Origin of the sequence: Winogradskyella poriferorum (assembly GCF_050618035.1) — a bacterium.
Taxonomy (GTDB): domain Bacteria; phylum Bacteroidota; class Bacteroidia; order Flavobacteriales; family Flavobacteriaceae; genus Winogradskyella; species Winogradskyella poriferorum_A.
This window is the reverse complement of sequence record NZ_JBODPY010000003.1, coordinates 368,347-390,105: the sequence shown is the minus strand read 5'-3', so window position 1 is coordinate 390,105 and position 21,759 is coordinate 368,347. Positions and strand designations below refer to the sequence as shown.

General features: G+C 31.9%; 21 protein-coding genes. All 21 read left to right on the top strand.

Features of this window, described 5'->3' with window-relative positions:
• Positions 1-69: 69 nt before the first annotated feature.
• From ACRHOC_RS09180 to ACRHOC_RS09080, 21 genes are read left to right on the top strand one after another with little or no spacing between them, the layout of a single operon-like run.
• Entirely contained in the window at positions 70-936 is an 867-nt protein-coding gene (locus ACRHOC_RS09180; RefSeq protein ID WP_431158323.1) for an ABC transporter permease, read from the top strand.
• A 2-nt stretch (positions 937-938) separates the two neighbouring features.
• On the top strand, positions 939-2,234 hold the full coding sequence (locus tag ACRHOC_RS09175; protein ID WP_431158321.1) for an ABC transporter ATP-binding protein: 1,296 nt from the start codon (positions 939-941) through the stop codon (positions 2,232-2,234).
• Entirely contained in the window at positions 2,221-2,931 is a 711-nt protein-coding gene (locus ACRHOC_RS09170; protein WP_431158320.1) for a sulfotransferase family 2 domain-containing protein, read from the top strand. Before ACRHOC_RS09175 ends, ACRHOC_RS09170 begins: the two co-directional genes overlap by 14 nt.
• Entirely contained in the window at positions 2,931-3,875 is a 945-nt protein-coding gene (locus ACRHOC_RS09165; RefSeq protein ID WP_431158319.1) for a glycosyltransferase family 2 protein, read from the top strand. Before ACRHOC_RS09170 ends, ACRHOC_RS09165 begins: the two co-directional genes overlap by 1 nt.
• A 6-nt stretch (positions 3,876-3,881) precedes the next feature.
• Positions 3,882-5,114, top strand: coding sequence for a glycosyltransferase (locus ACRHOC_RS09160; protein ID WP_431158318.1), 1,233 nt, complete (start codon positions 3,882-3,884; stop codon positions 5,112-5,114).
• A gap of 3 nt (positions 5,115-5,117) precedes the next feature.
• Entirely contained in the window at positions 5,118-6,119 is a 1,002-nt protein-coding gene (locus ACRHOC_RS09155) for a glycosyltransferase family 2 protein (protein WP_431158317.1), read from the top strand.
• 23 nt (positions 6,120-6,142) lie between these two features.
• A complete protein-coding gene (locus tag ACRHOC_RS09150) occupies positions 6,143-6,937 on the top strand; it encodes a hypothetical protein (protein ID WP_431158316.1) in 795 nt (264 codons plus the stop codon).
• Between the two features lie 12 nt (positions 6,938-6,949).
• Positions 6,950-7,615, top strand: coding sequence for a CatB-related O-acetyltransferase (locus tag ACRHOC_RS09145; protein WP_431158315.1), 666 nt, complete (start codon positions 6,950-6,952; stop codon positions 7,613-7,615).
• A 23-nt stretch (positions 7,616-7,638) separates the two neighbouring features.
• Positions 7,639-8,469, top strand: coding sequence for a glycosyltransferase family 2 protein (locus ACRHOC_RS09140; protein WP_431158314.1), 831 nt, complete (start codon positions 7,639-7,641; stop codon positions 8,467-8,469).
• Positions 8,469-9,617, top strand: coding sequence for a glycosyltransferase family 4 protein (locus ACRHOC_RS09135; protein ID WP_431158313.1), 1,149 nt, complete (start codon positions 8,469-8,471; stop codon positions 9,615-9,617). The genes ACRHOC_RS09140 and ACRHOC_RS09135 overlap by 1 nt, the downstream gene beginning before the upstream one ends.
• 53 nt (positions 9,618-9,670) lie before the next feature.
• Positions 9,671-10,804: a glycosyltransferase family 4 protein gene (locus tag ACRHOC_RS09130; protein ID WP_431158312.1), complete on the top strand. Its 1,134-nt coding sequence runs from the start codon at positions 9,671-9,673 to the stop codon at positions 10,802-10,804.
• Between the two features lie 8 nt (positions 10,805-10,812).
• On the top strand, positions 10,813-11,796 hold the full coding sequence (locus ACRHOC_RS09125; RefSeq protein ID WP_431158311.1) for a glycosyltransferase: 984 nt from the start codon (positions 10,813-10,815) through the stop codon (positions 11,794-11,796).
• The gene (locus ACRHOC_RS09120; RefSeq protein ID WP_431158309.1) at positions 11,783-12,460 is read left to right on the top strand and encodes a cytidylyltransferase domain-containing protein; all 678 of its coding nucleotides are present in this window, start codon (positions 11,783-11,785) and stop codon (positions 12,458-12,460) included. Before ACRHOC_RS09125 ends, ACRHOC_RS09120 begins: the two co-directional genes overlap by 14 nt.
• A complete protein-coding gene (locus ACRHOC_RS09115) occupies positions 12,453-13,499 on the top strand; it encodes an N-acetylneuraminate synthase family protein (RefSeq protein ID WP_431158307.1) in 1,047 nt (348 codons plus the stop codon). Before ACRHOC_RS09120 ends, ACRHOC_RS09115 begins: the two co-directional genes overlap by 8 nt.
• Before the next feature lie 11 nt (positions 13,500-13,510).
• Positions 13,511-14,644, top strand: a complete 1,134-nt coding sequence (gene neuC / locus ACRHOC_RS09110; RefSeq protein WP_431158305.1) for a UDP-N-acetylglucosamine 2-epimerase — start codon at positions 13,511-13,513, stop codon at positions 14,642-14,644.
• Positions 14,634-16,022 (top strand): hypothetical protein, encoded by a 1,389-nt coding sequence (locus ACRHOC_RS09105; protein WP_431158304.1) that lies wholly within the window; start codon positions 14,634-14,636, stop codon positions 16,020-16,022. The genes neuC and ACRHOC_RS09105 overlap by 11 nt, the downstream gene beginning before the upstream one ends.
• Positions 16,022-17,155 carry a glycosyltransferase family 4 protein gene (locus ACRHOC_RS09100; RefSeq protein WP_431158302.1) on the top strand — a complete coding sequence of 378 codons (1,134 nt, stop codon included), beginning with the start codon at positions 16,022-16,024 and terminating at the stop codon, positions 17,153-17,155. Before ACRHOC_RS09105 ends, ACRHOC_RS09100 begins: the two co-directional genes overlap by 1 nt.
• Before the next feature lies 1 nt (position 17,156).
• On the top strand, positions 17,157-18,275 hold the full coding sequence (locus tag ACRHOC_RS09095) for a glycosyltransferase (RefSeq protein WP_431158301.1): 1,119 nt from the start codon (positions 17,157-17,159) through the stop codon (positions 18,273-18,275).
• Positions 18,272-19,342 carry a glycosyltransferase gene (locus tag ACRHOC_RS09090; RefSeq protein WP_431158300.1) on the top strand — a complete coding sequence of 357 codons (1,071 nt, stop codon included), beginning with the start codon at positions 18,272-18,274 and terminating at the stop codon, positions 19,340-19,342. Before ACRHOC_RS09095 ends, ACRHOC_RS09090 begins: the two co-directional genes overlap by 4 nt.
• Before the next feature lie 10 nt (positions 19,343-19,352).
• Positions 19,353-20,747, top strand: a complete 1,395-nt coding sequence (locus ACRHOC_RS09085; protein ID WP_431158298.1) for an O-antigen ligase family protein — start codon at positions 19,353-19,355, stop codon at positions 20,745-20,747.
• Positions 20,701-21,708 (top strand): glycosyltransferase family 4 protein, encoded by a 1,008-nt coding sequence (locus ACRHOC_RS09080; protein WP_431158297.1) that lies wholly within the window; start codon positions 20,701-20,703, stop codon positions 21,706-21,708. The genes ACRHOC_RS09085 and ACRHOC_RS09080 overlap by 47 nt, the downstream gene beginning before the upstream one ends.
• The last annotated feature ends 51 nt before the right edge of the window (positions 21,709-21,759 follow it).

Here is a 21,759-nt window from a genome sequence, read left to right as displayed (position 1 = left end):
TAAGTGATTTTATATTTTACTACTTCAATTAATATCATTTATTATATTCGCTCATCTAATATTTGATATTTGAATTCTTCAGACCAAAAATGGCTCTATACCATATCCTCAAAAAGGAATTTATTTAATCTCAATTTTAAAGAAATTTGGAGATATAGAGATCTCTTAACACTTTTTGTTAAGAGAGACGTTATTACAGTTTATAAGCAAACTATTCTAGGACCACTGTGGTATATTATTCAGCCATTAATCACATCGATAATTTTTACACTCATTTTCAATAATTTGGCTAGTATACCAACTGGAAATAGAGTACCACCATTTTTATTCAATCTTGCAGGTATTACAGCTTGGAATTATTTTAAAGCCTGTTTAACCGGAACTTCAGATACATTTATTAAAAATCAAAATATTTTTGGGAAGGTCTATTTTCCACGAGCTATAATGCCAATGTCAATAGTAATATCAAACCTTTTGAAATTTGGTATTCAATTATTTGTTTTTATTGTGTTTTATCTTTATTTCATATTTGTTAATAGCTCAACAATTAGGCCAAATAGTGGATTAGTTTTCTTGCCATTTCTCATTTTGATAATGGCACTATTAGGACTCGGTTTTGGTATGGTGATTTCATCACTCACAACTAAGTATAGGGATCTTAGTTTTTTAGTTCAATTTGGAGTTCAACTATTAATGTATGGTTCAGCGGTTATGTACCCATTATCTTATTTTGAAGAAAAATTGCCTCAATATTCCTGGCTTGTAGAATATAATCCTATTGCAATTGTTATCGAAACTTTTAGATATGTGGTACTAGATATAGACTCATTCTATGTTTACAAACTTATCTATGCAATCGTCTTTAGTATATTAATTTTTATTATTGGTCTGGTCGTTTTTAACCGAACAGAAAAAAGTTTTATTGATACCGTTTAAATATGTCTAATGTGATTCTAAAGGTCGAAAGTATAAGCAAGCAATATAGACTTGGTCTAGTTGGTACTGGTACACTAAGTCATGATATTAATCGTTGGTGGCATACTGTACGTGGCAAGGATGATCCATATTTAAGAGTTGGGGAATCTAATGACAGAAGTAAGAAGGGTAAAAGTGAATATGTTTGGGCATTGAAAAATATTGATTTTGTGGTCCAAAAAGGAGAAGTGCTCGGAATAATTGGTAAAAATGGTGCAGGCAAATCAACTTTGCTAAAAATACTATCCAGAGTTACCGGTCCAACAAAAGGTCAGATCAGGACAAATGGAAGAATAGCATCTCTTCTAGAGGTAGGAACAGGATTTCATCCTGAAATGACAGGAAGGGAAAATATTTTTTTGAATGGTGCTATTTTGGGAATGACCAAATCTGAAATCAAGACTAAATTAGATCAAATAATTACATTTTCTGGATGTGAACGATATATTGATACACCTGTAAAGCGCTACTCTTCTGGAATGAAAGTTAGGCTTGCTTTTGCTGTTGCTGCACATCTAGAACCTGATATTTTAGTCGTAGATGAAGTATTAGCAGTGGGCGATGCGGAGTTTCAGAAAAAAGCCATAGGTAAAATACAGGATATCAGTGAAGGTGAAGGACGAACTGTTCTATTCGTAAGCCATAATATGGAGTCGATTCAGAAACTTTGTAGCAGATGTATTGTTTTGAGTGATGGTGAGGTTTCCTTTGATGGTAATGTGAACGAGGCTATTTCAAAGTATCTAACATTTTTTTCAGAAGATCAAAATGAGAATAATAAGTTTCCTATAGTTGTAGGAGATATTCAAATTAATAATTTCCAAGTTTCAGATAAGAATTTTAAAGAAGTTAAAACATTAATTTCAGGATTCCACTATTGTTTTCATTTAGAAATTTTGAGTAGCAGTAAGTTACCGATTGAATTAAATTTGAGAATTCAAATCTTCGACAGTAAGGAGGTATTAATATCCACATTAAATACATATCACACGAATAGTACTATCGAAGTGAAATCTAATGAAAAAGTTCATTTTGATTGTATAATTGATAAACTTCAATTAACAGAGGGAGAATATTTAGTAGGTATTGAACTTCTTGACTTATTTTCAAGACGAAGATTATATTCTAATGATAGAATTTTATCTATTAATGTTGTTAATGGTGATTATTTTAACAGTGGTAAACTTCCAAATAAAAAGAATTTAGGAAAGTTTTTGAGTAATTTTAAGTGGGAAAATAAAATCAATGATATCTCATAAATACAAATGCATATTTATTCACATACCTAAATGTGCAGGGAGTAGTATCCAAAAATATTTTCATCCTTATGTAGGCTTAAATTGGAAAGAACCAAATTATGACATTTTATATGGATGGTGTCCAAAACGCAAAATTCACCTTCAACACGCTACCAGTAAGATACTGTTAGAAACAGAACTTATTTCTGAAGAAAATTGGAAAAACTATTTTAAGTTCACAATAGTTCGTAACCCATGGGATAGAGCTTATTCAGATTATTTTTGGATTCAGAAAGAAAGAAATATTAACGGATCATTTTCAGATTATATTCAAGGGCAAGGACCATTCTATGATATTTTCAATTTAATTGATGTAAAGGAGTATCGAGGGGATCACCTTAATCTACAAACGGATTTTTTTGATTTTGAGGGACTTTATAAATTAGATGCAATTTTAAAATTTGAATCTCTTAATTCAGATATGTCTAAACTTGTTGATAAGCTGAATTTTGATAAAAAATTCAGAATTCATGAAAACAAGTCACCATTAAAAAAGAAGCTCCATTATTCTAAATTTTATACAGATGATTATAGAAGTATGGTCGAACATAAATATATGCGAGATATAAAGCAGTTAGGTTATGTATATGAAAACAGAATTAGTTTAAAATCCAGAATTAGTGACTTTTTTAGTGGATTAATTAGTACTACAGCCTAATGACTAAAAACGGTTTAAATAAACGAATCTTTACTGTAATAGTCTCCTATAATGGTCTTTTATGGATTGAAGACTCTATTAATTCTGTAATCGGTGATACAACAGTTATTGTTGTAGATAATTTATCTACTGATGGCACCAGGGATTTAATAAAAAGCAAATTTCCTAGTGTATTACTTCTAGAGCAAGAAAAGAACCATGGATTTGGAAAAGCAAATAATATCGGAATTGGTTATGCATTTGAGAATAATGCTGAGTACATATTGTTGCTAAATCAAGATGCTAAAATGCAAAAGGGTAGTATCGAAGAGTTATTTTATGCTTCTCATGAACATGAAGAGTTTGGAATATTGAGTCCTATTCACTGCGATTGGGAAGGTGAGTTTTTAGAATCATCATTTTCTGGATATATGTCGTACGAAAAAAATAAATTCTTCTATTCAGATTTTGTACTTTCAAAAGAAAAGCAAAAAATATATGAAGTTACTTTTTTTGCAGCGGCATGTTGGTTTATGTCAAAAAAGGCGGTTCTAAATGTAGGAGGTTTTGATCCAATTTTTAAGCATCTTGGTGAAGATGTAAATTTGGCACAGCGGTTTAGGTATCACGGTTATAAATTAGGTGTATTACCAAATTGTAAGGTAATGCATGATACAATGAATAGGAAATATGATAAAATTGATAAATTTTCAGATCAATATTTCTATAAGTTAGACTATCGGAGCAAAATGAAGTTTGCAGATCTAAATATATCCAACTGGCAAGAAAAGTTGAATTATGCGAAGAATCAGGTTAAAAAAGAAGCTCTTTTATCACTTTTAAAATTTAGATTAACTGATTTGAAAGGATATTTAAAGGAATTAAAAGAATTGAGTAGAATAGAACTCGAGTGTGCTAAATCTAGAGAATTAAATAGAAGGACTGGAGATCATTACTTAAATTAGTGAACGATGGGTAAAAGAATTGTACATGTTGTTAATGACTTCCCTTCAAAATCTGAGACATTTATTGTTAATCATATCGTAGAGACAATTAAAAATGGTTATGAAGTTTCTATATTGGTCAATAACTTACATCCACAATCGCACACTTCACAACAATTGCTATTTGACGAATATGGGCTTTACAAAATAGCTAGAACGTTTAATCCATCATTACCGAAGAACAAAATAGTAAGACTTGTTAAAGCAAAATTTGAATGGTTAAAGAAGCCTTTTTTCTTAAAGGTATTTTTAAGAACACTCAATAAGAAATATGGAAAAAAATCTAGATCTCTGAAAATGTGGTTTCAAACAAGTACTTTTTTAGAATATCGAGATGTTCAACTATTTCATGCCCATTTTGGAGTGTCTGGTAAAATATTGGCAGAAATGAAAGAAATAGGAGCCATAAAAGGAGATATATTCACTACATTTTATGGAATTGATACGTTTTCAACAAATGAAAATAGAGCCGCAATAAAAAAGTATTATTCAGACCTATTTAGTTCTGCCAAATCAATAATTACAAGTTCTAGTTATCTTGCTAATAATCTCAAACTACTAGAAATACCTATTGAAAAATTACATGTCAATTCGGTAGGTGTTGATTTGGAGAAATTTAAGTATCAAAAAAGAAAAATAGATTCTCAAATAAGGCTTGTTACGGTTGGTAGATTAATCAAGTTAAAAGGACAGGATTTAGGTATAAGAGCGGTCAAGTTGTTAGTGGATAAAGGGTATAAAATCAATTATAGTATTGTTGGAAAGGGTGAGGAATACATAAACTTAAAGAACTTAATTACGGAATTAAAACTTGAATACTTTGTTGATTTGAAAAAAGGTAATTCCCAACAGGATGTTATAGAAATGTTATATGATTCACATTTGTTTTTAATGACCTCGACCAAAGACAAAATGGGAAGAGCAGAAGGGCAAGGATTGGTATCGGCAGAGGCACAGGCAACAGGAATACCAGTTATTGGATTTAGATGTGGTGGTGTGCCAGAAACAATTCAAAATGGCAAAACTGGTGTTATTATAGATGAAATAAATGAGTACTCTTTGGCTATTGCTATTAAGAAATTTATAAAAAAACCAAGTTTGATTAATGAAATGGGACTGAGTGCGAGAGCAATGGTTGAGAATGATTTTGATAATCATATCCAGAGTAAAAAGATAATAGAATTGTATAACTCCATTTAAATTTTGCAACCCTTAATATCCATTATCATACCAACCTATAATCGTGAAAAGCTTCTCATTGAGACTTTAGATAGTATATTGTTACAGACCTATGAAAATTGGGAGTGCATCATAATTGATGATGGAAGTACTGATAATTCTGAAACGATAATAACGACATATACCGATAACGACTCGAGATTTTTATTTTATAATAGACCAGATTATAAACCAAAAGGCGCAAATGCTTGTAGAAATTTCGGGTATGAAATGTCAAAAGGTCAATTCATTAATTGGTTTGATAGTGATGATATTATGCATCCAAAATTTCTTGAGATTAGAATAACAAGATTAATTGAAGACAAAAACCTTGATTTTTGCGCTTGTCTTGGGAGAAAATTTGTTAAAGGTATTGAGATAGATCCATTGACAATTAGGCCACCAATTATGAAGTCAGATAATTATTTGGAAGATTATTTACTTAATGGATTATTCTTTTATACACCAGCACCATTATGGCGTAGGCGTTTTTTAAGTGGTAAAAAACTTTTTGACGAATCTATGCATCGTGGTCAAGAGAGTGATTTCCATTTGAGATTATTGGCCTACAACCCTAAATATTTATACTTGGAAGATGCTCTATTCTATATAAGAGTTGGTCAAGAAAGTATTACTACCACTTATCAAAAATCCTTACTGGCACAAAAATCTATTTTTAACTATTTTAATACGGCATTCAAAGTTATTAGCGAACAAGGCAATGCCAAAGGATTGATATTAAAACGATATATATTCTATAGACAATGTGTCAATTATTATAATGTAAGTTTACTTTCAAAGGGATTTAAAGGACGATTGAGATCTCTCATGGATTATACTGTTAATATTTTTACTTATAGTTTTAACTCCAAATTGAATTTTGGAATAATATTAAAATTACTTTTAGGAATGTTAATACTATTATTTTTTAATAGAGGATATAATTTGTTTTACTATCCACAATACGACTACAGAACATACAAATAAACTAAAGGCAGGTATTTTAATAAATGTTAAAGAGAATAAATAGAAGATTAAGAAGAATAATAAATAATCCATATAAGCTATATGCTCAAAATTCAGAATTAAAATCTCTATTCAATGATTTCAATGAGGCTGTTATTTTAGGGTCTGCCTCATCAATTAATCAATTAGACTTAACTGGTTATTCAGATAAAATGGCCATAACTGTAGGGAATTTTTTTGAACATCCAGATATAGAAAAAATCAACCCAAAGATTCATATTTTTGCTGCATCACATCCTCCCATAACTAAGGAAGTTCTTATAGATTGGTGGACAAGATGCCAAGAAGTTTTGCCTCAGAATGTCCCACTATTGGTTGAAAAAAGAGACAAAGAAGTAGCTGACAAAATATTCAAGAATCGTTCTGTTTATTACTATTCTTATGGTGGAGATGTCCCTGTAGACTTTACTAAGCCTATTTTGTCACCATGGAGTGTGACGATTGTCGCTTTGCAATTAGCAATATATTGCAAATTGCCAAAAACAGGAATTTTTGGAGTGAACCATGATTGGCAATGCATTAAGCCCTATACACATTTTTATGATCATGATAAACCATCATTAGAGTTTTATCTAAATAAAGCAGGAATAGAAATCTCATATGAAAAACAAAAGCAACCATTCCCAAAGGAAAGACTTTATAAAGAATATGAATTGTACCAGCAATATGAAACATTAAAAAATCAAGCTCAGATTAACGGACTGAAAATTTATAATTATGATCCATTCTCAGACTTTGATGTATTTGAGTTTGATAAAAAGCTTGAATTGCTCATGTAATTTTTAAATATTATGAAGAGGATAAAATTATTTGTTTATAAAATTATTGGTTTTTTTATACCTGAGATTAGACCTATTCTTTTTCATAATATTCAGCTAAAGTCCTTATCAAATACCAGTATCAATTCTACTGTTGCATCAAAAACAAATATTGTTGACCCTTATCGATTAATTAATGTATCCATTGGAAAAGGCACATATATAGCAACCAATTCTAAAATATCTGAGACCGAAATAGGAAAATTTTCTTCTATTGGTCCTAATTTTTTATGTGGTTGGGGTATACATCCTACAGATGGAATATCCACAAGTCCTTATTTCTATAGTACTTTAAAACAAAACGGTGAAACATTAGCTACTGAAAATTTAATTGAAGAACGAAAACCAATTACTATAGGGAATGATGTTTTTATTGGCGCAAACGTAACTGTTTTAGACGGCATCAATATTGGTAATGGTGCAATAATTGGAGCGGGTTCGATAGTGTCAAAAGATATACCTGATTTTGCCATTGCCTATGGAAATCCAATAGAGATTAAAAATTATCGCTTTACAGCTGAACAAAGGAATGATTTATTAAAAATGAAGTGGTGGGATTTTGATGATGAAGCTCTTAAGGACGTCAATAAATATTTTTTTGACGTTGACACTTTTATCAATAAATATAATAACTGTTAATTGTTGAAGATAAACTCACTTAGATGTTAAGTATCATTACAATAAATTTCAATAACGCTTCTGGTCTAAAAAAGACTATGGATAGTATTAGTTCTCAAACTAATAGTTCAATTGAGCATTTAGTAATTGATGGGAATTCGACAGATAAAAGTATGGATGTTATAAAATCCTTCAACTATGAAAACCTAAGGTATATAAGTGAACCTGACACAGGTATTTACAATGCCATGAATAAGGGTATTAAAATGGCAAAAGGTAATTACCTTTTGTTTCTTAACAGTGGCGATTACTTAGAAAGCAATTCAGTCATAGAAAAAGTACTACCATTTTTAGCAAAGGATTATTCTGTATTATCTGGGCACCTCATATTTGATGAAAATAGCGGTCCAAGATTAAGGGAGCATCCAGAAAAAATTACATTTTCATATTTAGTAGGTAATGCTATATCTCATCCATCTACCTTTATAAAGCGAGATTTATTTTCAAAATATGGAATGTATGATGAGTCGCTCAATATTGTGGCAGATTGGGCATTTTTTATTAAAGTTCTCGGCTTGAATAATGAGACATTTTTAAAGCTACCTTTTACAGTTTCGGTTTTTGATACACGCGGTGTTTCTTCAGATGTGAATAATTTTGATGAAGTTTATAAAGAGCGACATGATGTTCTATGCTCTTATTTCCCAAGAGTTTTTAATAACGAAAATGACACTTATATTTTTGATAAGTTTCTCAAAACAAATAAAAGGTTTAAGTATTTAAAGATTATTGATAAGTCACCCTTATTCAGAAAAATTGCCACACTACAACTTGGCGCTAGTGCTAAAATCTTAGGTTTATTTGGTATTAAATAATGAAAAAAATTTTGATTTTTGGGCCAATTGGAGACCAAGGAGGTAGAGAGTTAGAAACTGGTTTCATAGCAAAATCTCTTTCAAAAGATTTTGAGGTGAGAGTTTTATCTTCAGGCAATTTAACTTCGAAATCTCAAATTTTTGATTTTATACCGACAGACAAGGTTTTGACTTTAAATCAACTGATATACAAGAGTAGTATATGGTTCAGATTTTTGGCATTTGTAAGTGCATTAAAGTCTAATAAGATCATCAATAAATTTTCATTTGTTAGTAATTCAGTAGCTAGAAAAACGGGATATAGAACTTATGCCATAAAAAAAATACAAAATGAAGTCCTTCAAAGTGATTTGATAATATTGTGTGCTCAACTCTCTAGTAACTATTTAGAGGAGATAGTTTCAATTGCAAAGAAAAAAGGAATTAAGACTGTTCTTAGGACGTCCATGACCATTAAAGAAGCGGATATTCAAAACAAGGATTGGTTAAGTGATATTTCACTATTTATCCATCATTCACTTAGCAATGCTCAAAAACTTAATAGTATCTCAAATTACAATTTTAAACTCATTGATCAATGTACATATAGCGAGTTTGAAATGCTCAATTTAAGTTTACCAAAAAAGATAAGTACTTTTCTATATGCTGGTCGCATATCTGAGGAAAAAGGAATTTTAGAATTTGTGAATTGCTTTAAGAAAGTTGGGCAAGATTTTAAGCTAATCATTATTGGTGATGGACCTTTATCTGCTGAATTGATATCAAAGACTAACTCATTGGATAACATCACTTATTTAGGATTTAAACCATATGAGGAATTAACCGAATTTAAAAAGAAATCTGATGTTATTGTAATTCCATCTTATGAGGAATCAGGTCCTTTAATAGGGCTAGAAGCGATGGCCTCCGCAAGATTAATTATTTCTACCAAAGTTGGTGCAATGCCAGAAAGATTAAAAGATTTGAAAAATCAATTTTGGATTAAAGCAAATGATTGTCAATCAATTGAAAAAATATTAATAAAATTGACAGAACTCAGTGATCAAGAAGTAACATCAATTGCACTAGAGAATAGGATACGTTATCAAAAACATTATTTAAAAGAACATATTTCTGGTCAGTATAAAAATGCTATTTTTAACCTATAAAACTTAACATAAAATCGCATTATTAGTCTATTTAAGTATATGTGATTATTAGTATGGACGTTGAAGTAATATTAATTTCTGAATTACCATTACCATTTCATAAGGTAGCTAGCTGGACACGCATGTATGACTACCTATTCAGAAAATCAGATCAACCTTTTGATCATATTGTTTGCCCAGAAGTAAATGAAAAATTAAAAGGGATTTCATATGAGTTCATAAGAGATATCAATGTTGTTGACAAAATAAAAAATAGGCTACCCTCAAAAACTTTATATAATAACTATATAGAGGCATTAGAGCGAATTATCGATCCAGACAAAAGGTATGTTATACAGATAGTTGACAATAGTGGAATTGTAGTTCCAATTAACAAGTTTCTATCTAAAAAGTTTGATAGGAAAGATTTTTATATTCAATACTATTTTCATGGATTTGCACCAATTGTGTCAATTAATAAAGGGGATAAATTTCTTGGAGCAATTGACGAATTTTTCTTTTTAACCCAGTTGTCATATCAAGAGTATCTTAAGTTTTATAATAGTTGTCCTTTTAAGGCAAGAATAATCCATAATGGAATTGACATTGAAAAGTTTAAGCCAGTATCAGAATCTGACAAATTGAACCTTAGATTAGAGCTAGGATTAAATAATGATGAAATCATTTTTACGTGGTGTTCTCAGGATAGACCCAAAAAAGGACTTCATATCGCTCTAGAGGCCTTTAAAGAAGTTCACAAAACAAATCCTAAAACCAAATTGATTGTAGTTGGTATAAATAGGGTGATTAATCAGTCTGGAGTAATTAATACCAAAAGGATTCCTAATGAAGACCTGGCTAAATATTATCAGTTATCAGATATATTTTTGTTTCCAACGCTTTGGAAAGAAGGTTTTGGAATTGTTTTAGCCGAAGCTATGCATTGTGGTTGTTACATAATTGCTTCAGACCAAGGTGGTGTACGTGAGGTATTAGGTAACGGTAAATATGGTAAACTCATAGATAAGCCGAATTTAGTAGAGGAATGGGTTAATGCAATGCATTTTTCAGTTGAAGAATTAAAGAGTAAAGGGAATCAGTATAACAAAAAAGTTCCTGAAGGATTATATAGTATAGAATCCTGGTATCAAAATATGACCATGGCCATAACCGAAGCAAAACAGAAATTAGTAGTAGAAAATATATGAGAGTAGGTATGAATCCGCAAAAGGCGTCAAAGCAAATTGAGCTCGAGTTTCAACATCGGCTTATTATTGTGGTATTTATTCCATCACTTGAAGGCTATTATAAGGATGTTTTAGAAGTTTTTAAATTAGGTCTTGATTCTGCTATAACCACAACCAATTCATACTGTGCAATTACGGTAGTGAATAATGCATCGTGTAATGAAGTAAAAGAAATATTAGACGATAAACTGACCGAAGGTAATATTGATAGCGTTATCCATCACACTAAAAATATTGGAAAGATTGATGCTTTAATTGGTGCTGCAAGAGCAAGTAGAGAACCAATTATTACATTGGCAGATGTTGATATCTTGTTTCAATTTGGTTGGCAAAATGAAGTAGAAGCTATATTTCAAAATATTGAAAATGTAGCATCTGTTTCTCCCATACCATGCCGAAATTTCAAGAATTATGAAACCTCATCAACATTAAGTAGAGTAATTTTTAAGAGGGTAAATTTTAGTTATGAGTCTATTCCAGACAATCATGATGCACATAACAAATACTTGGAGAGTTTTCATTGGCAACTAGAAGAAGATAAAAATGCTAAATGGGCTGTTATACAGTTAGGTGGTCAAAAGGCGATTGTTGGTAGTGGGCATCAAATTTTGAGTATGAGAAGAGAACTTTTTCATTCCACTGTTCCAAAAGAGCCATCATTAATTTTGGTAGGCAATAATTCTGAATTTTTATACTGTGATCAACCGATAAATTATTCAGGAGGTATGCGACTATCGACTTATAATAACTTTGCCTTCCACATGGGTAATACTGTAGAGGAGTGGATGAAAGAAATTCAAGAAGAAAATAAATTAAAGGCCAAAAACAATACAAATAAGGTTAGTGAATTTAAATTACTTAATTTTAAACCAAGACCTATCAATTACCAGTTATACAAGCTTAAAAAACGTATTGTTCATCGATTATTTAATATAATATATGGCAAAGGTTAAATCAATAATTATTATTCCAGCGAGAGGGGGCTCAAAGCGTTTGCCTGGCAAGAACTTAAAGATGCTTGCGGGGAAGGCTCTTATTGAATATAGCCTTGATTATGCCAAGATTAATGCAAACGATGATATTGATATAGTCGTAACAACTAATGATAGTGAAATCAAGACATTTGCTAAAAGTGAGGGTGTGCAAGTTATCGATAGACCAGAAGAAATTTCAATGGATGACTCAACGACTGTTTCAGCGCTTAAACATGTGCTTCAAAATTTAAATGGATTCTATGAAAATGTCATTCTACTACAACCTACAAACCCACTTAGACCGACTAATTTATTAAATGAAGCACTTGAAATTTTCTCTGAGGGTAATTATGAAAGTCTCATGACGGTCTCGCTTAATGATAAAAAACTGGGTAAAATAGAAGGTGATCGTTTTATTCCTTACACTTACAAAATGGGACAAAGAAGTCAGGATTTAGAACCACTTTACTTCGAAAATGGATTACTTTATATTACTAAATCAGAAATAGTCTTAAAAAATCAAATTTTAGGCGAGAAAAATTATCCAATGATTATAGATCACCCATTCGCTTCAGTTGATATTGATACACAAGAAGATATGAACTATGCTGAATTTATAGCTAAAACATATTTAGATGAATAAACCCTACATTACTATTGCAAGTAGAAAAATAGGACAAGATTATCCACCTTTGGTTATAGCAGAAATAGGCATTAACCACGAAGGATCTTTAGATGTTGCCAAAGAAATGGTCGATGCGGCTAAGCGCGCTGGTGCAGAGGTCGTCAAACATCAAACTCATATTGTTGAGGATGAAATGAGTGGTGCAGCAAAAAAAGTGATTCCAGGTAATGCAGATGTTTCAATCTATGATATTATGGAGCGCTGTGCATTGAATGAAGCAGATGAGATGTCCTTAAAAGATTATGTGGAAGCCCAAGGTATGATTTTTATATCAACACCTTTTTCAAGAGCAGCCGCAAATCGATTGCATAAAATGAATGTTCAGGCCTTTAAAATAGGTTCGGGTGAATGTAATAATTATCCACTGTTGGAGCATATTGCGAAGTTTGGAAAACCGGTAATCATGAGTACTGGGATGAACACTATTGAGAGTGTGGCCAAAGCCGTTACGGTATTTGATAAGTATGAGGTTCCCGTTGCTTTGTTACACACGACTAATTTATATCCAACACCAAGCCATTTGGTAAGATATGGAGCGATGATGGAGTTACACGAGGCATTTCCTGATAAGGTATTTGGCTTAAGCGATCATACTTTAAATAATAATGCATGTATAGGAGCCGTGGCTCTTGGCGCCTCTATTTTAGAACGTCATTTTACGGACCATATGGAAAGAACAGGTCCTGATATTGGATGCAGTATGGACGAGGCTGAAACAAAGGCATTATTACAGGCAAGTAAAGAAGTATGGTCCATGCGAGGTGGTACGAAAGAACCAGTAAAGGAGGAGCAAGTAACAATCGATTTTGCTTTTGCTACGGTTTGCTCAATTGCCGACATTAAAGAAGGCGAAACATTTACTGAAGAAAATATCTGGGTAAAGCGACCTGGTACAGGAGAAATACTAGCTGAACATTTCAATACTATTTTAGGTAAAACCGCTAAAAAATCGATAAAGAAAGATGAGCAAATCGCTTGGGAAGATATCAATCAATAAACCTTTAGTGTATGCAAAGTAAACGACTAGTTTTTTTAACGGGAACGCGTGCAGACTTTGGAAAAATTAAAGGGTTAATTGCTGCATTAGAGGAAAATCAAGAGTTCGAACCTTTCATTTTTGTAACGGGAATGCATCTCATGGAAGCGTATGGATATACCTTGTTAGAAGTCGAGCGTTGCGGTTTTAAACACATCCACACCTTTAGTAATCATACTCATGAGACCACAATGGATTTAACTCTAGCAAAAACAATTGAAGGTTTTTCAAGCTATGTGAAGGCTATACAACCAGATTTAATTGTGGTACATGGTGATAGAGTAGAAGCTTTGGCTGGGGCAATAGTTGGAAGTCTAAACAATATTTTAGTTGCGCATATTGAAGGTGGTGAAATATCCGGAACAATTGTTGAACTCATTAGGCACTCTGTCTCTAAGCTGAGTCATATTCATTATACTTCAAACGAGGAAGCAAAAAACAGGTTGATCCAAATGGGAGAATTGCCAGAATCAATCCATACTATCGGATCTCCTGATATTGATGTGATGTTTTCTGATACTTTACCTTCAATTGATGAAGTTAAATCCTACTATGAAATTCCATTTAATAACTATGCTGTTGCCATGTACCATCCAGTAACCACGGAAATTGAAAGCATAAAGGATGATGCTCAAAAATTTGTAAAGGCATTAATTGAAAGCAATAAAAACTATGTGGTCATTTATCCAAATAATGATCTTGGTAGTCAATTCATAATTGATGCGTATTCATCATTGAAGGCAAATAAGAGTTTCAGAATTTTTTCTTCAATCCGATTCGAATATTTCTTGACCCTGCTCAAAAATTCACAGTTTATGATTGGCAATAGTAGTGCAGGTGTAAGAGAAGCACCTTATTATGGTATTCCAAGCATAGATATTGGTTCACGTCAAAAAAATAGGGTTAAGGTAGATTCTGTAGTTAATTGCGATTGTATTGTAGATAACATTGTTAATGCAATCCAAAATATTGGTGCAATTCAATCAGAAAAAATACAGATATTTGGTTTTGGTGATAGTGCTTCATTATTCTTACAAAGCTTAAAGTCTAAGGCTGTGTGGAGTATAGATCATCAAAAACAATTTAAAGATATTGATGGCTCATAAATCACATGTTGTAATAATTGTTCCAGATGGAGTTGGCATTAAAAATTACCTCTACTCTGATTTATTAAAACATTTAGGCACTTCCTGCAAAATTACGATTTGGTCGCCACTAGGCGAAAGTGCCTTTAGTGAAGTAAGACAACGTCATTCTAACATCAACATCAACTACAAGTTTCTCAAAATTCATAAGGAACCAATTCTTACAAGACTTTACAGGGAAGCTTCAACTTATGCACGCCTAAATTATTTCGCTAACAAAACCAAGAATGAGACATTACTTTTAAATTGGCGCAAACCAAAGTCTAATTTTAAATTAAAGCTGTTATATGAATTGGCTGAATTTATTGGTAATAAGGCTAAATCAGATTATCAGAAAATCAAATCGCTCGAGCATAAGAGTAAATCAAAATGGACAAAGGCGATCATCGATTTTTACAAGTCTGAATTGGTAGAATTAAGAGCAGATCATTTATTTATTACCCATCAACGTGTCGCTGGGTTAATGCCAATTAGTTTGGCTTCAAAATCCTTAGGAATTAAAAGTACATCGGCAATCTTCTCTTGGGATAATCTTCCTAAAGCTCGTCTTTGTGTAGAAACAGATAGCTATGCACTTTGGAGTGATTGGATGAAAAACGACATGAACTTGTTTTATCCTGATATCGAGGAGCATCAATTAAAGATAGCTGGAACACCTCAGTTTGAATTTTATAAAGATGAAGGTCAGATAAAATCTAGAGAGGAATTTGCCAAAACTTATGGATTAAATCCAAATAAAACGTGGGTTTGTTTTAGTGGAGATGATGAATTGACTTCACCATATGATCCTCAGTATTTGCGTGATGTTGCAGAGACAGTCTCTTTGAATTTTGAAAATGTTCAATTAATTTTTAGGCGATGTCCAGTGGATTTTTCAGATCGGTATGATGCTGTGTTAAGCGATTTCAAAGACATCATAATAGCAATTGATCCTAAATGGCACACTGAGTCTGGTTCTTGGGTAGGCTATTTTTCAAAAATTGAAGATATTGATTTACAGGTTAACCTAGCACATCATTGTGCAGGTGTTATTAATTTGGGAAGTACAATGGCCCTTGATTTTGCATCTTTAAATAAATTGTGTTGTTATCTTAATTATGACACCAGTAATGATGCAAACTGGAGTACTAAATTTATTTATAAATATCACCATTTCGGTACTTTAGAGAACTTAAATCCGGTAGGATGGATAAATAGTAAAGAAGAAATTCAGTCGGCTTTAGAAACCTTGATTAAAGGTGATGAAAAAATTGTTTCAGATAGTAAAAAGTGGATGGAACGTATCGTTTTATTTCCAATTGAAAAGAACTCTGAGGAACTTGCAAAGATTTTAACCTAATGCACATCTGTTTTATATCAAGTGAATATCCATTATGGAAATCTGGTGGTGTTGGAACTTTTCTTCAAACCTTTGGACGTGCTTTGGTAAACGAGGGTCATAAGGTTTCAATTGTAGGTATTGGTAATTCAGATTATGAAGAGTTGAATGATAAGGGTGTCAAAATTTATAGGCTTCCTAAGTCAACTATTCCTTTTGGCAAGTTTATTTTCAATACGATATCCATATCATCAAAAATTGAGAAAATTCACAAACAAGAAAACATTGATATTGTTGAGTCTGCTGAGCTTGGTCTGGCATTTATGAGAAAAAATCCAGCATTAAAATATGTTATTCGATTACATGGTGGACATCATTTTTTTGCTGAAAGTGAAAACCGTAAAGTGCATTGGTGGCAAGGGTTGAAAGAAAAATTATCATTTAAAAAAGCTGATGGTTTTATAGCTGTTTCAAATTATGTAAAAGAGCACACCTCAAAATTCTTATCATTTCATAATAAACCAATTGAAATTATCTACAGTCCAATAAACACAGAATTATTTCATCCAAATCCTAATCAAAAAGCACAACCATATAATATAACCTTTGTAGGAACAATTTGCGAAAAGAAAGGCGTAAGACAACTTATAATGGCAATGGAAGCTATTAAAAGAAAGTACCCTGAAGTACATTTAAATATTTTTGGAAGAGAATGGTTTTATAAAGACGGGCGCTCTTACACCGAAATGCTAAAGACTAAGTATAAGGAAATTATTGAAAATTGTGTAACAATCCATGGTGTTCTACCTTTTGAGCAAGTACCAGAAAAATATTGTTTAGCACAAGTTTGCGTTTTTCCATCACATATGGAAACCCAAGGGTTAGTGGCACAAGAGGCTATGGCCATGCAAAAACCTGTAGTTTTTTCAAAAAAAGGTCCTGGTCCTGAAACTATAAAGGAATTTGAAACAGGTTTACTTTGTGATCCATTAAATATAAATGAGATTGCAGAAAAAATTTCTTGGTTTTTTGAGCATGAAGATAAAGCCTTAGAAATGGGAAAGAAAGCAAGACAATACGTGTTGAAGACGTTTGATATTGAAACTAGTCTTGCGAAAAATATAGATTTTTATAAAAGTCTGAATAAAGCTTAAAATGACATTTGCAATATTCACTTTGGTACAACATAAAAAATGCGATAATATGTATTATGGCTACGCACCTTATGTGCGTGAGATGGATTTATGGAATGTGCTTTTTGATACTATTATAATCGTGGCACCGAAATCGAATTCTAGCCAAATTGAGAATATTGATTTGGCTTATGAGAATCAAAATATCACATTTGTTGAGGTACCCGTTTTTAATGTGAAGTCATTTTTAGGGATATTGAAATTAATTATCACATTACCTAGGATGTTAATTAAGATATTTAATGTCATGCGAAAAGCTGATCATTTGCATTTTAGATGTCCGAGTAATGTTTCGGCATTAGCATCATTTGTCCAATTATTTTTTCCTAAAAAGAAAAAAACGATGCGTTATGCTGGTAATTGGGATCCAAATAGTCAACAGCCATTGGGTTATAGGTTTCAAAAATCTATTTTTACAAATCCATATTTGACAAAAAATATGACAGTTTTGGTCTATGGTAAATGGCCAAATTTTAAACGAAGCATGAGAACATTTTTTGCGGCTACCTTTTATGAAAAGGATAAAGTTAATTTCAAAGAGCACAACTACAATGGGCAATTAAATTTCACATTTATTGGTGCTTTGGTAGAGGGGAAACAACCATTAATGGCCATTAAAATAATAGAGGGTTTAAATAAAAATGGTATATCATGTGTACTCAACCTTTATGGTGATGGCAATCTCAAAGGTGATCTGACTAAATATGTCAAGAATAATAGCATAGAGAACTTTGTTAGTATAAAGGGGAATGTAAAGAAAGAGACTTTAATGACTGAACTTCAAAGGGCTCATTTCAATATCTTACCTTCAAAGAGTGAGGGTTGGCCAAAGTCATTAGCTGAAGGTATGTTTTATGGTGTAATTCCTATTTCAACAAAAGTATCGTGTGTAGAGTGGATGCTAGATTATGGTAAACGAGGCATTTTAATTGATAACAATATTGACCTAGCTATTATCCATATTATTGAAGTGATTAATTCTAAGAATCTAAACCAAATTTCAAAAAATGCCCAGATTTGGTCACAGCAATACACTGTTGAAAGACAGGCTGAAGAGATTAAAAGTATTTTAAACGCATGACAAGGGTAGTTCAATTAATAGATTCATTAGATGCAGGTGGTGCTGAGCGCTTGGCTGTTACCTATGCTAATCTAATAAGTGAGAAAATAGAAGCATCCTTTTTGTGCACTACGAGGCGAGAAGGTTCTTTAAAATCTTCAGTGAAGGACGCTGTAGGTTATTTGTTTCTTGAACGTAAATCTAGCTTCGATTTACGAGCTATCTTTAGGTTTCGTAAATTTTTAAAAGAAAATAGAATCCGTATAATTCATGCACATGCGACGTCCTATTTTTTTGCAACTCTGGTCAAATTCATTACGCCTTCAGTTAAAGTTGTTTGGCACGATCATTATGGAAAAAGTGAAGAGTTAGATCAAAGACCAAAATTTGTACTAAAACTTTGTTCCTTATTTTTCAATCAAATTTTCAGTGTCAACCATAAACTTTTGGATTGGTCTAAAAAACAATTGTATTGTAAAAAAGTAGATTATTTACAAAATATAGTTGTGTTAGATGAAAACGAACCTCAAACAGCCTTAAAGGGATCAAATAATAAGCGGATTTTATGTTTGGCCAATTTGAGGACACAAAAGGATCATCTCAATCTCTTGAAGGCCTTTCAATTGGTTTTAAAATCACATTCGGATTGGACACTTCATTGTGTAGGTAAAGATTTTAAGGATGAATATTCAAGAGCTATAAAGCAATATGTTATTGATCATAAAATGGAAGAATCTGTTTATTTTTATGGAAGTAGACAAGATATAAATCACATTATGAGTCAATGTGAGATAGGTGTGTTGTCATCAAAATCAGAAGGATTACCATTAGCTTTATTAGAATACGGTTTGGCAGGATTGGCTGTTGTTACTACAGATGTAGGTGATTCTAGTTTAGTTATAATACAAAATAAAAATGGCCTTTCTGTTGAGCCTAATAATCCAATCAAATTGAGTATAGCGTTGTCTAAATTAATTGATGACAAATTATTAAGGAAAAAATTTTCAATGGAGTTGATGGTAAAAGTCAAAAGTGAATATTCGGCAGACGAGGTTTTATATAAACTTTTAAAAGTTTATAGGTCTTAAAAAGGGCAAATTGAAATATAATTCATTAAAAAATAAATATCATGTCAGTAATAAGGAGAATTACCTTACTATGGTATTTCTACATATTTTAATAGCATTTTTGCTTTTGTTTATACCAGGATTTTCGAGAGCTTATTTTATTGCAGTTGTTCTGTTCTTTTTGTACCGTATTTTTTCATCTAAAGATAAAGACAAACCAATTGAAATTGTTTTTGCGTGCTGTTATGTCGTTGGTTCTGAAGTGCTATTTAGAATGACCTCTGGTTCGTTTTTTTATGAGGGCTCTAAATATCTAGTAATTCTTTTTGCTCTCATTGGTTTGTTTTATAACGGTATTTCCAACAAGGCCTATCCCTATTTTGCATATTTAATCCTTTTAATTCCATCAATAATTGTTGCCTCAATCACCATTGGTTTTGATTCAAATTTCAGGACGAATATTGCATTTGTATTGAGTGGCCCAGTTTGTTTGGGTATTTCAGCATTATACCTTGTGAACAAGCGATTGTCTATGAGTCAATATTTAAAAGCATTACTTTATCTCAGTTTACCAATTATTTCAATGTCCGTATATCTATTTCTTTATAATCCAAGTATTAAGGATGTATTGCGCGGAACACAGTCTAATTTTGCGACTTCTGGTGGGTTCGGACCAAATCAAGTCGCAACAATTCTAGGATTAGGAATGTTTACTTTGACAGTTCGACTATTTATGAAATCTCCAACTTTAGTTTTGAAAATTGTTAATGCTATTTTACTTGGTTTAATAAGTTTTAGAGGAATTGTAACATTTAGTCGAGGAGGGATTATTACCGCAATATTAATTATTATGGTATTTTTTTACTTCTTATACGTTAAATCTAGTTCTAAGATGAAAAACCGAATACTCTCAACCTTTGTCTTATTCGGATTATTGGGTATTTCTGTCTGGATAATTAGTTCAAATCAAACTATGGGTCTTATTGATAAACGTTACGCTAATCAGGATGTTTCTGGTCGAGCTAAGGATGATTTGTCAACTGGTAGAATTACCCTTTTTATGGATGATTTACAAGGGTTTATAGAAAATCCAATTCTTGGCGTTGGTGCTAATGGTGCTAAAGAGCTAAGACTAAAAAAGGGTATGGGTATAAAAGCGTCTCACAATGAACTTAGTAGGTTGTTTTCTGAACATGGTTCTTTTGCCTTTTTTATTTTGTTTATTTTAATTTTAGTACCGCTATTTTATAGGATAGAAAACAAACGAAATATTTTCTTCTATTCTATGCTGGGTTTTTGGTTTGCTACTATAAATCATTCTGCAATGCGCATTGCTGCTCCTGGGTTTATTTATGCCTTAGCTCTTATAAATGTATATTATGATAAACGTCCTGTATATAGGAAACGCCTTGTCAAAAGAGGATAAAACTCAAACAACGATTGAGATATTAGGGGCAAAACTCAAAGAAATTTGTGAGGTCAAGATTGCATCTAATAAATCAAATAAAGTATTGAGGTTTTGTGATATGATGTGGATGGTTTTTAAGTGGCGAAAATCTACTGATTATGTTTTAATAGATACCTACAGTACATTAAATTTCTACTATGCCGTTGTTGTTGGATTTTTATGCAGAGTTTATAAAATAAAATACATACCGATTCTTCACGGTGGTAATCTAGAGTATCGACTAAAGAATAATCGGACTTTAAGCAAATCCTTTTTTGGAAATGCTCACAAATTAATTGCACCGTCTAAGTTCTTATATGACATATTTAAAAATAATAAGTTTAAGAATCTAGAATATATTCCAAATTTTATTGAAATTGATAAATATGATTTTAATCAAAGGGAAATGGATCGTATACAGCTGTTATGGGTAAGGTCTTTTTCTTCAATTTATAATCCAAAATTAGCAGTTGATGTATTAGAAGATTTGTCGAATTTTGATACAAATGCCTCACTTACTATGGTTGGTCCAGACGTTGACGGATCTCTAAATAGTGTAAGGCAATATGCAAAAGGAAAAAATTTAAATATTGAGTTTACGGGTAAGTTGTCGAAAGAAGAGTGGATTGCGTTGTCAAAATCGCATAATATATTTCTTAATACCACTAATATTGATAATACACCTGTTAGTGTTATAGAGGCCATGGCACTAGGAATTCCAGTTGTTTCCACCAATGTAGGAGGAATGCCATATTTAATTGAAAATAAAGAAGAGGGCCTTTTAGTCGATCCCAATAATAGAGAAGCTATTACAAGAGCAATTTTAGTTTTGAAAGAAAATAGTGAACTACTATTAAAAATAACACAAAATGCACGTGAGAAAGTTGAATTATTTGATTGGGATGTGGTTAAATCGAAATGGCAAGTTATTCTTCAATAAAATTGTATTGTAGGCGAGACTTTTTATCTTTACATATCCCTATGTCCCGAC

Coding starts and splice junctions, on each gene's coding strand:
- ACRHOC_RS09125 (WP_431158311.1), top strand. CDS start 10,813: ATGAATCCGCAAAAGGCGTCAAAGCAAATTGAGCTCGAGTTTCAACAT.
- ACRHOC_RS09160 (WP_431158318.1), top strand. CDS start 3,882: ATGGGTAAAAGAATTGTACATGTTGTTAATGACTTCCCTTCAAAATCT.
- ACRHOC_RS09140 (WP_431158314.1), top strand. CDS start 7,639: ATGTTAAGTATCATTACAATAAATTTCAATAACGCTTCTGGTCTAAAA.
- ACRHOC_RS09130 (WP_431158312.1), top strand. CDS start 9,671: ATGGACGTTGAAGTAATATTAATTTCTGAATTACCATTACCATTTCAT.
- neuC (WP_431158305.1), top strand. CDS start 13,511: ATGCAAAGTAAACGACTAGTTTTTTTAACGGGAACGCGTGCAGACTTT.
- ACRHOC_RS09080 (WP_431158297.1), top strand. CDS start 20,701: ATGATAAACGTCCTGTATATAGGAAACGCCTTGTCAAAAGAGGATAAA.
- ACRHOC_RS09105 (WP_431158304.1), top strand. CDS start 14,634: ATGGCTCATAAATCACATGTTGTAATAATTGTTCCAGATGGAGTTGGC.
- ACRHOC_RS09100 (WP_431158302.1), top strand. CDS start 16,022: ATGCACATCTGTTTTATATCAAGTGAATATCCATTATGGAAATCTGGT.
- ACRHOC_RS09170 (WP_431158320.1), top strand. CDS start 2,221: ATGATATCTCATAAATACAAATGCATATTTATTCACATACCTAAATGT.
- ACRHOC_RS09145 (WP_431158315.1), top strand. CDS start 6,950: ATGAAGAGGATAAAATTATTTGTTTATAAAATTATTGGTTTTTTTATA.
- ACRHOC_RS09115 (WP_431158307.1), top strand. CDS start 12,453: ATGAATAAACCCTACATTACTATTGCAAGTAGAAAAATAGGACAAGAT.
- ACRHOC_RS09095 (WP_431158301.1), top strand. CDS start 17,157: ATGACATTTGCAATATTCACTTTGGTACAACATAAAAAATGCGATAAT.
- ACRHOC_RS09150 (WP_431158316.1), top strand. CDS start 6,143: ATGTTAAAGAGAATAAATAGAAGATTAAGAAGAATAATAAATAATCCA.
- ACRHOC_RS09175 (WP_431158321.1), top strand. CDS start 939: ATGTCTAATGTGATTCTAAAGGTCGAAAGTATAAGCAAGCAATATAGA.
- ACRHOC_RS09135 (WP_431158313.1), top strand. CDS start 8,469: ATGAAAAAAATTTTGATTTTTGGGCCAATTGGAGACCAAGGAGGTAGA.
- ACRHOC_RS09120 (WP_431158309.1), top strand. CDS start 11,783: ATGGCAAAGGTTAAATCAATAATTATTATTCCAGCGAGAGGGGGCTCA.
- ACRHOC_RS09090 (WP_431158300.1), top strand. CDS start 18,272: ATGACAAGGGTAGTTCAATTAATAGATTCATTAGATGCAGGTGGTGCT.
- ACRHOC_RS09165 (WP_431158319.1), top strand. CDS start 2,931: ATGACTAAAAACGGTTTAAATAAACGAATCTTTACTGTAATAGTCTCC.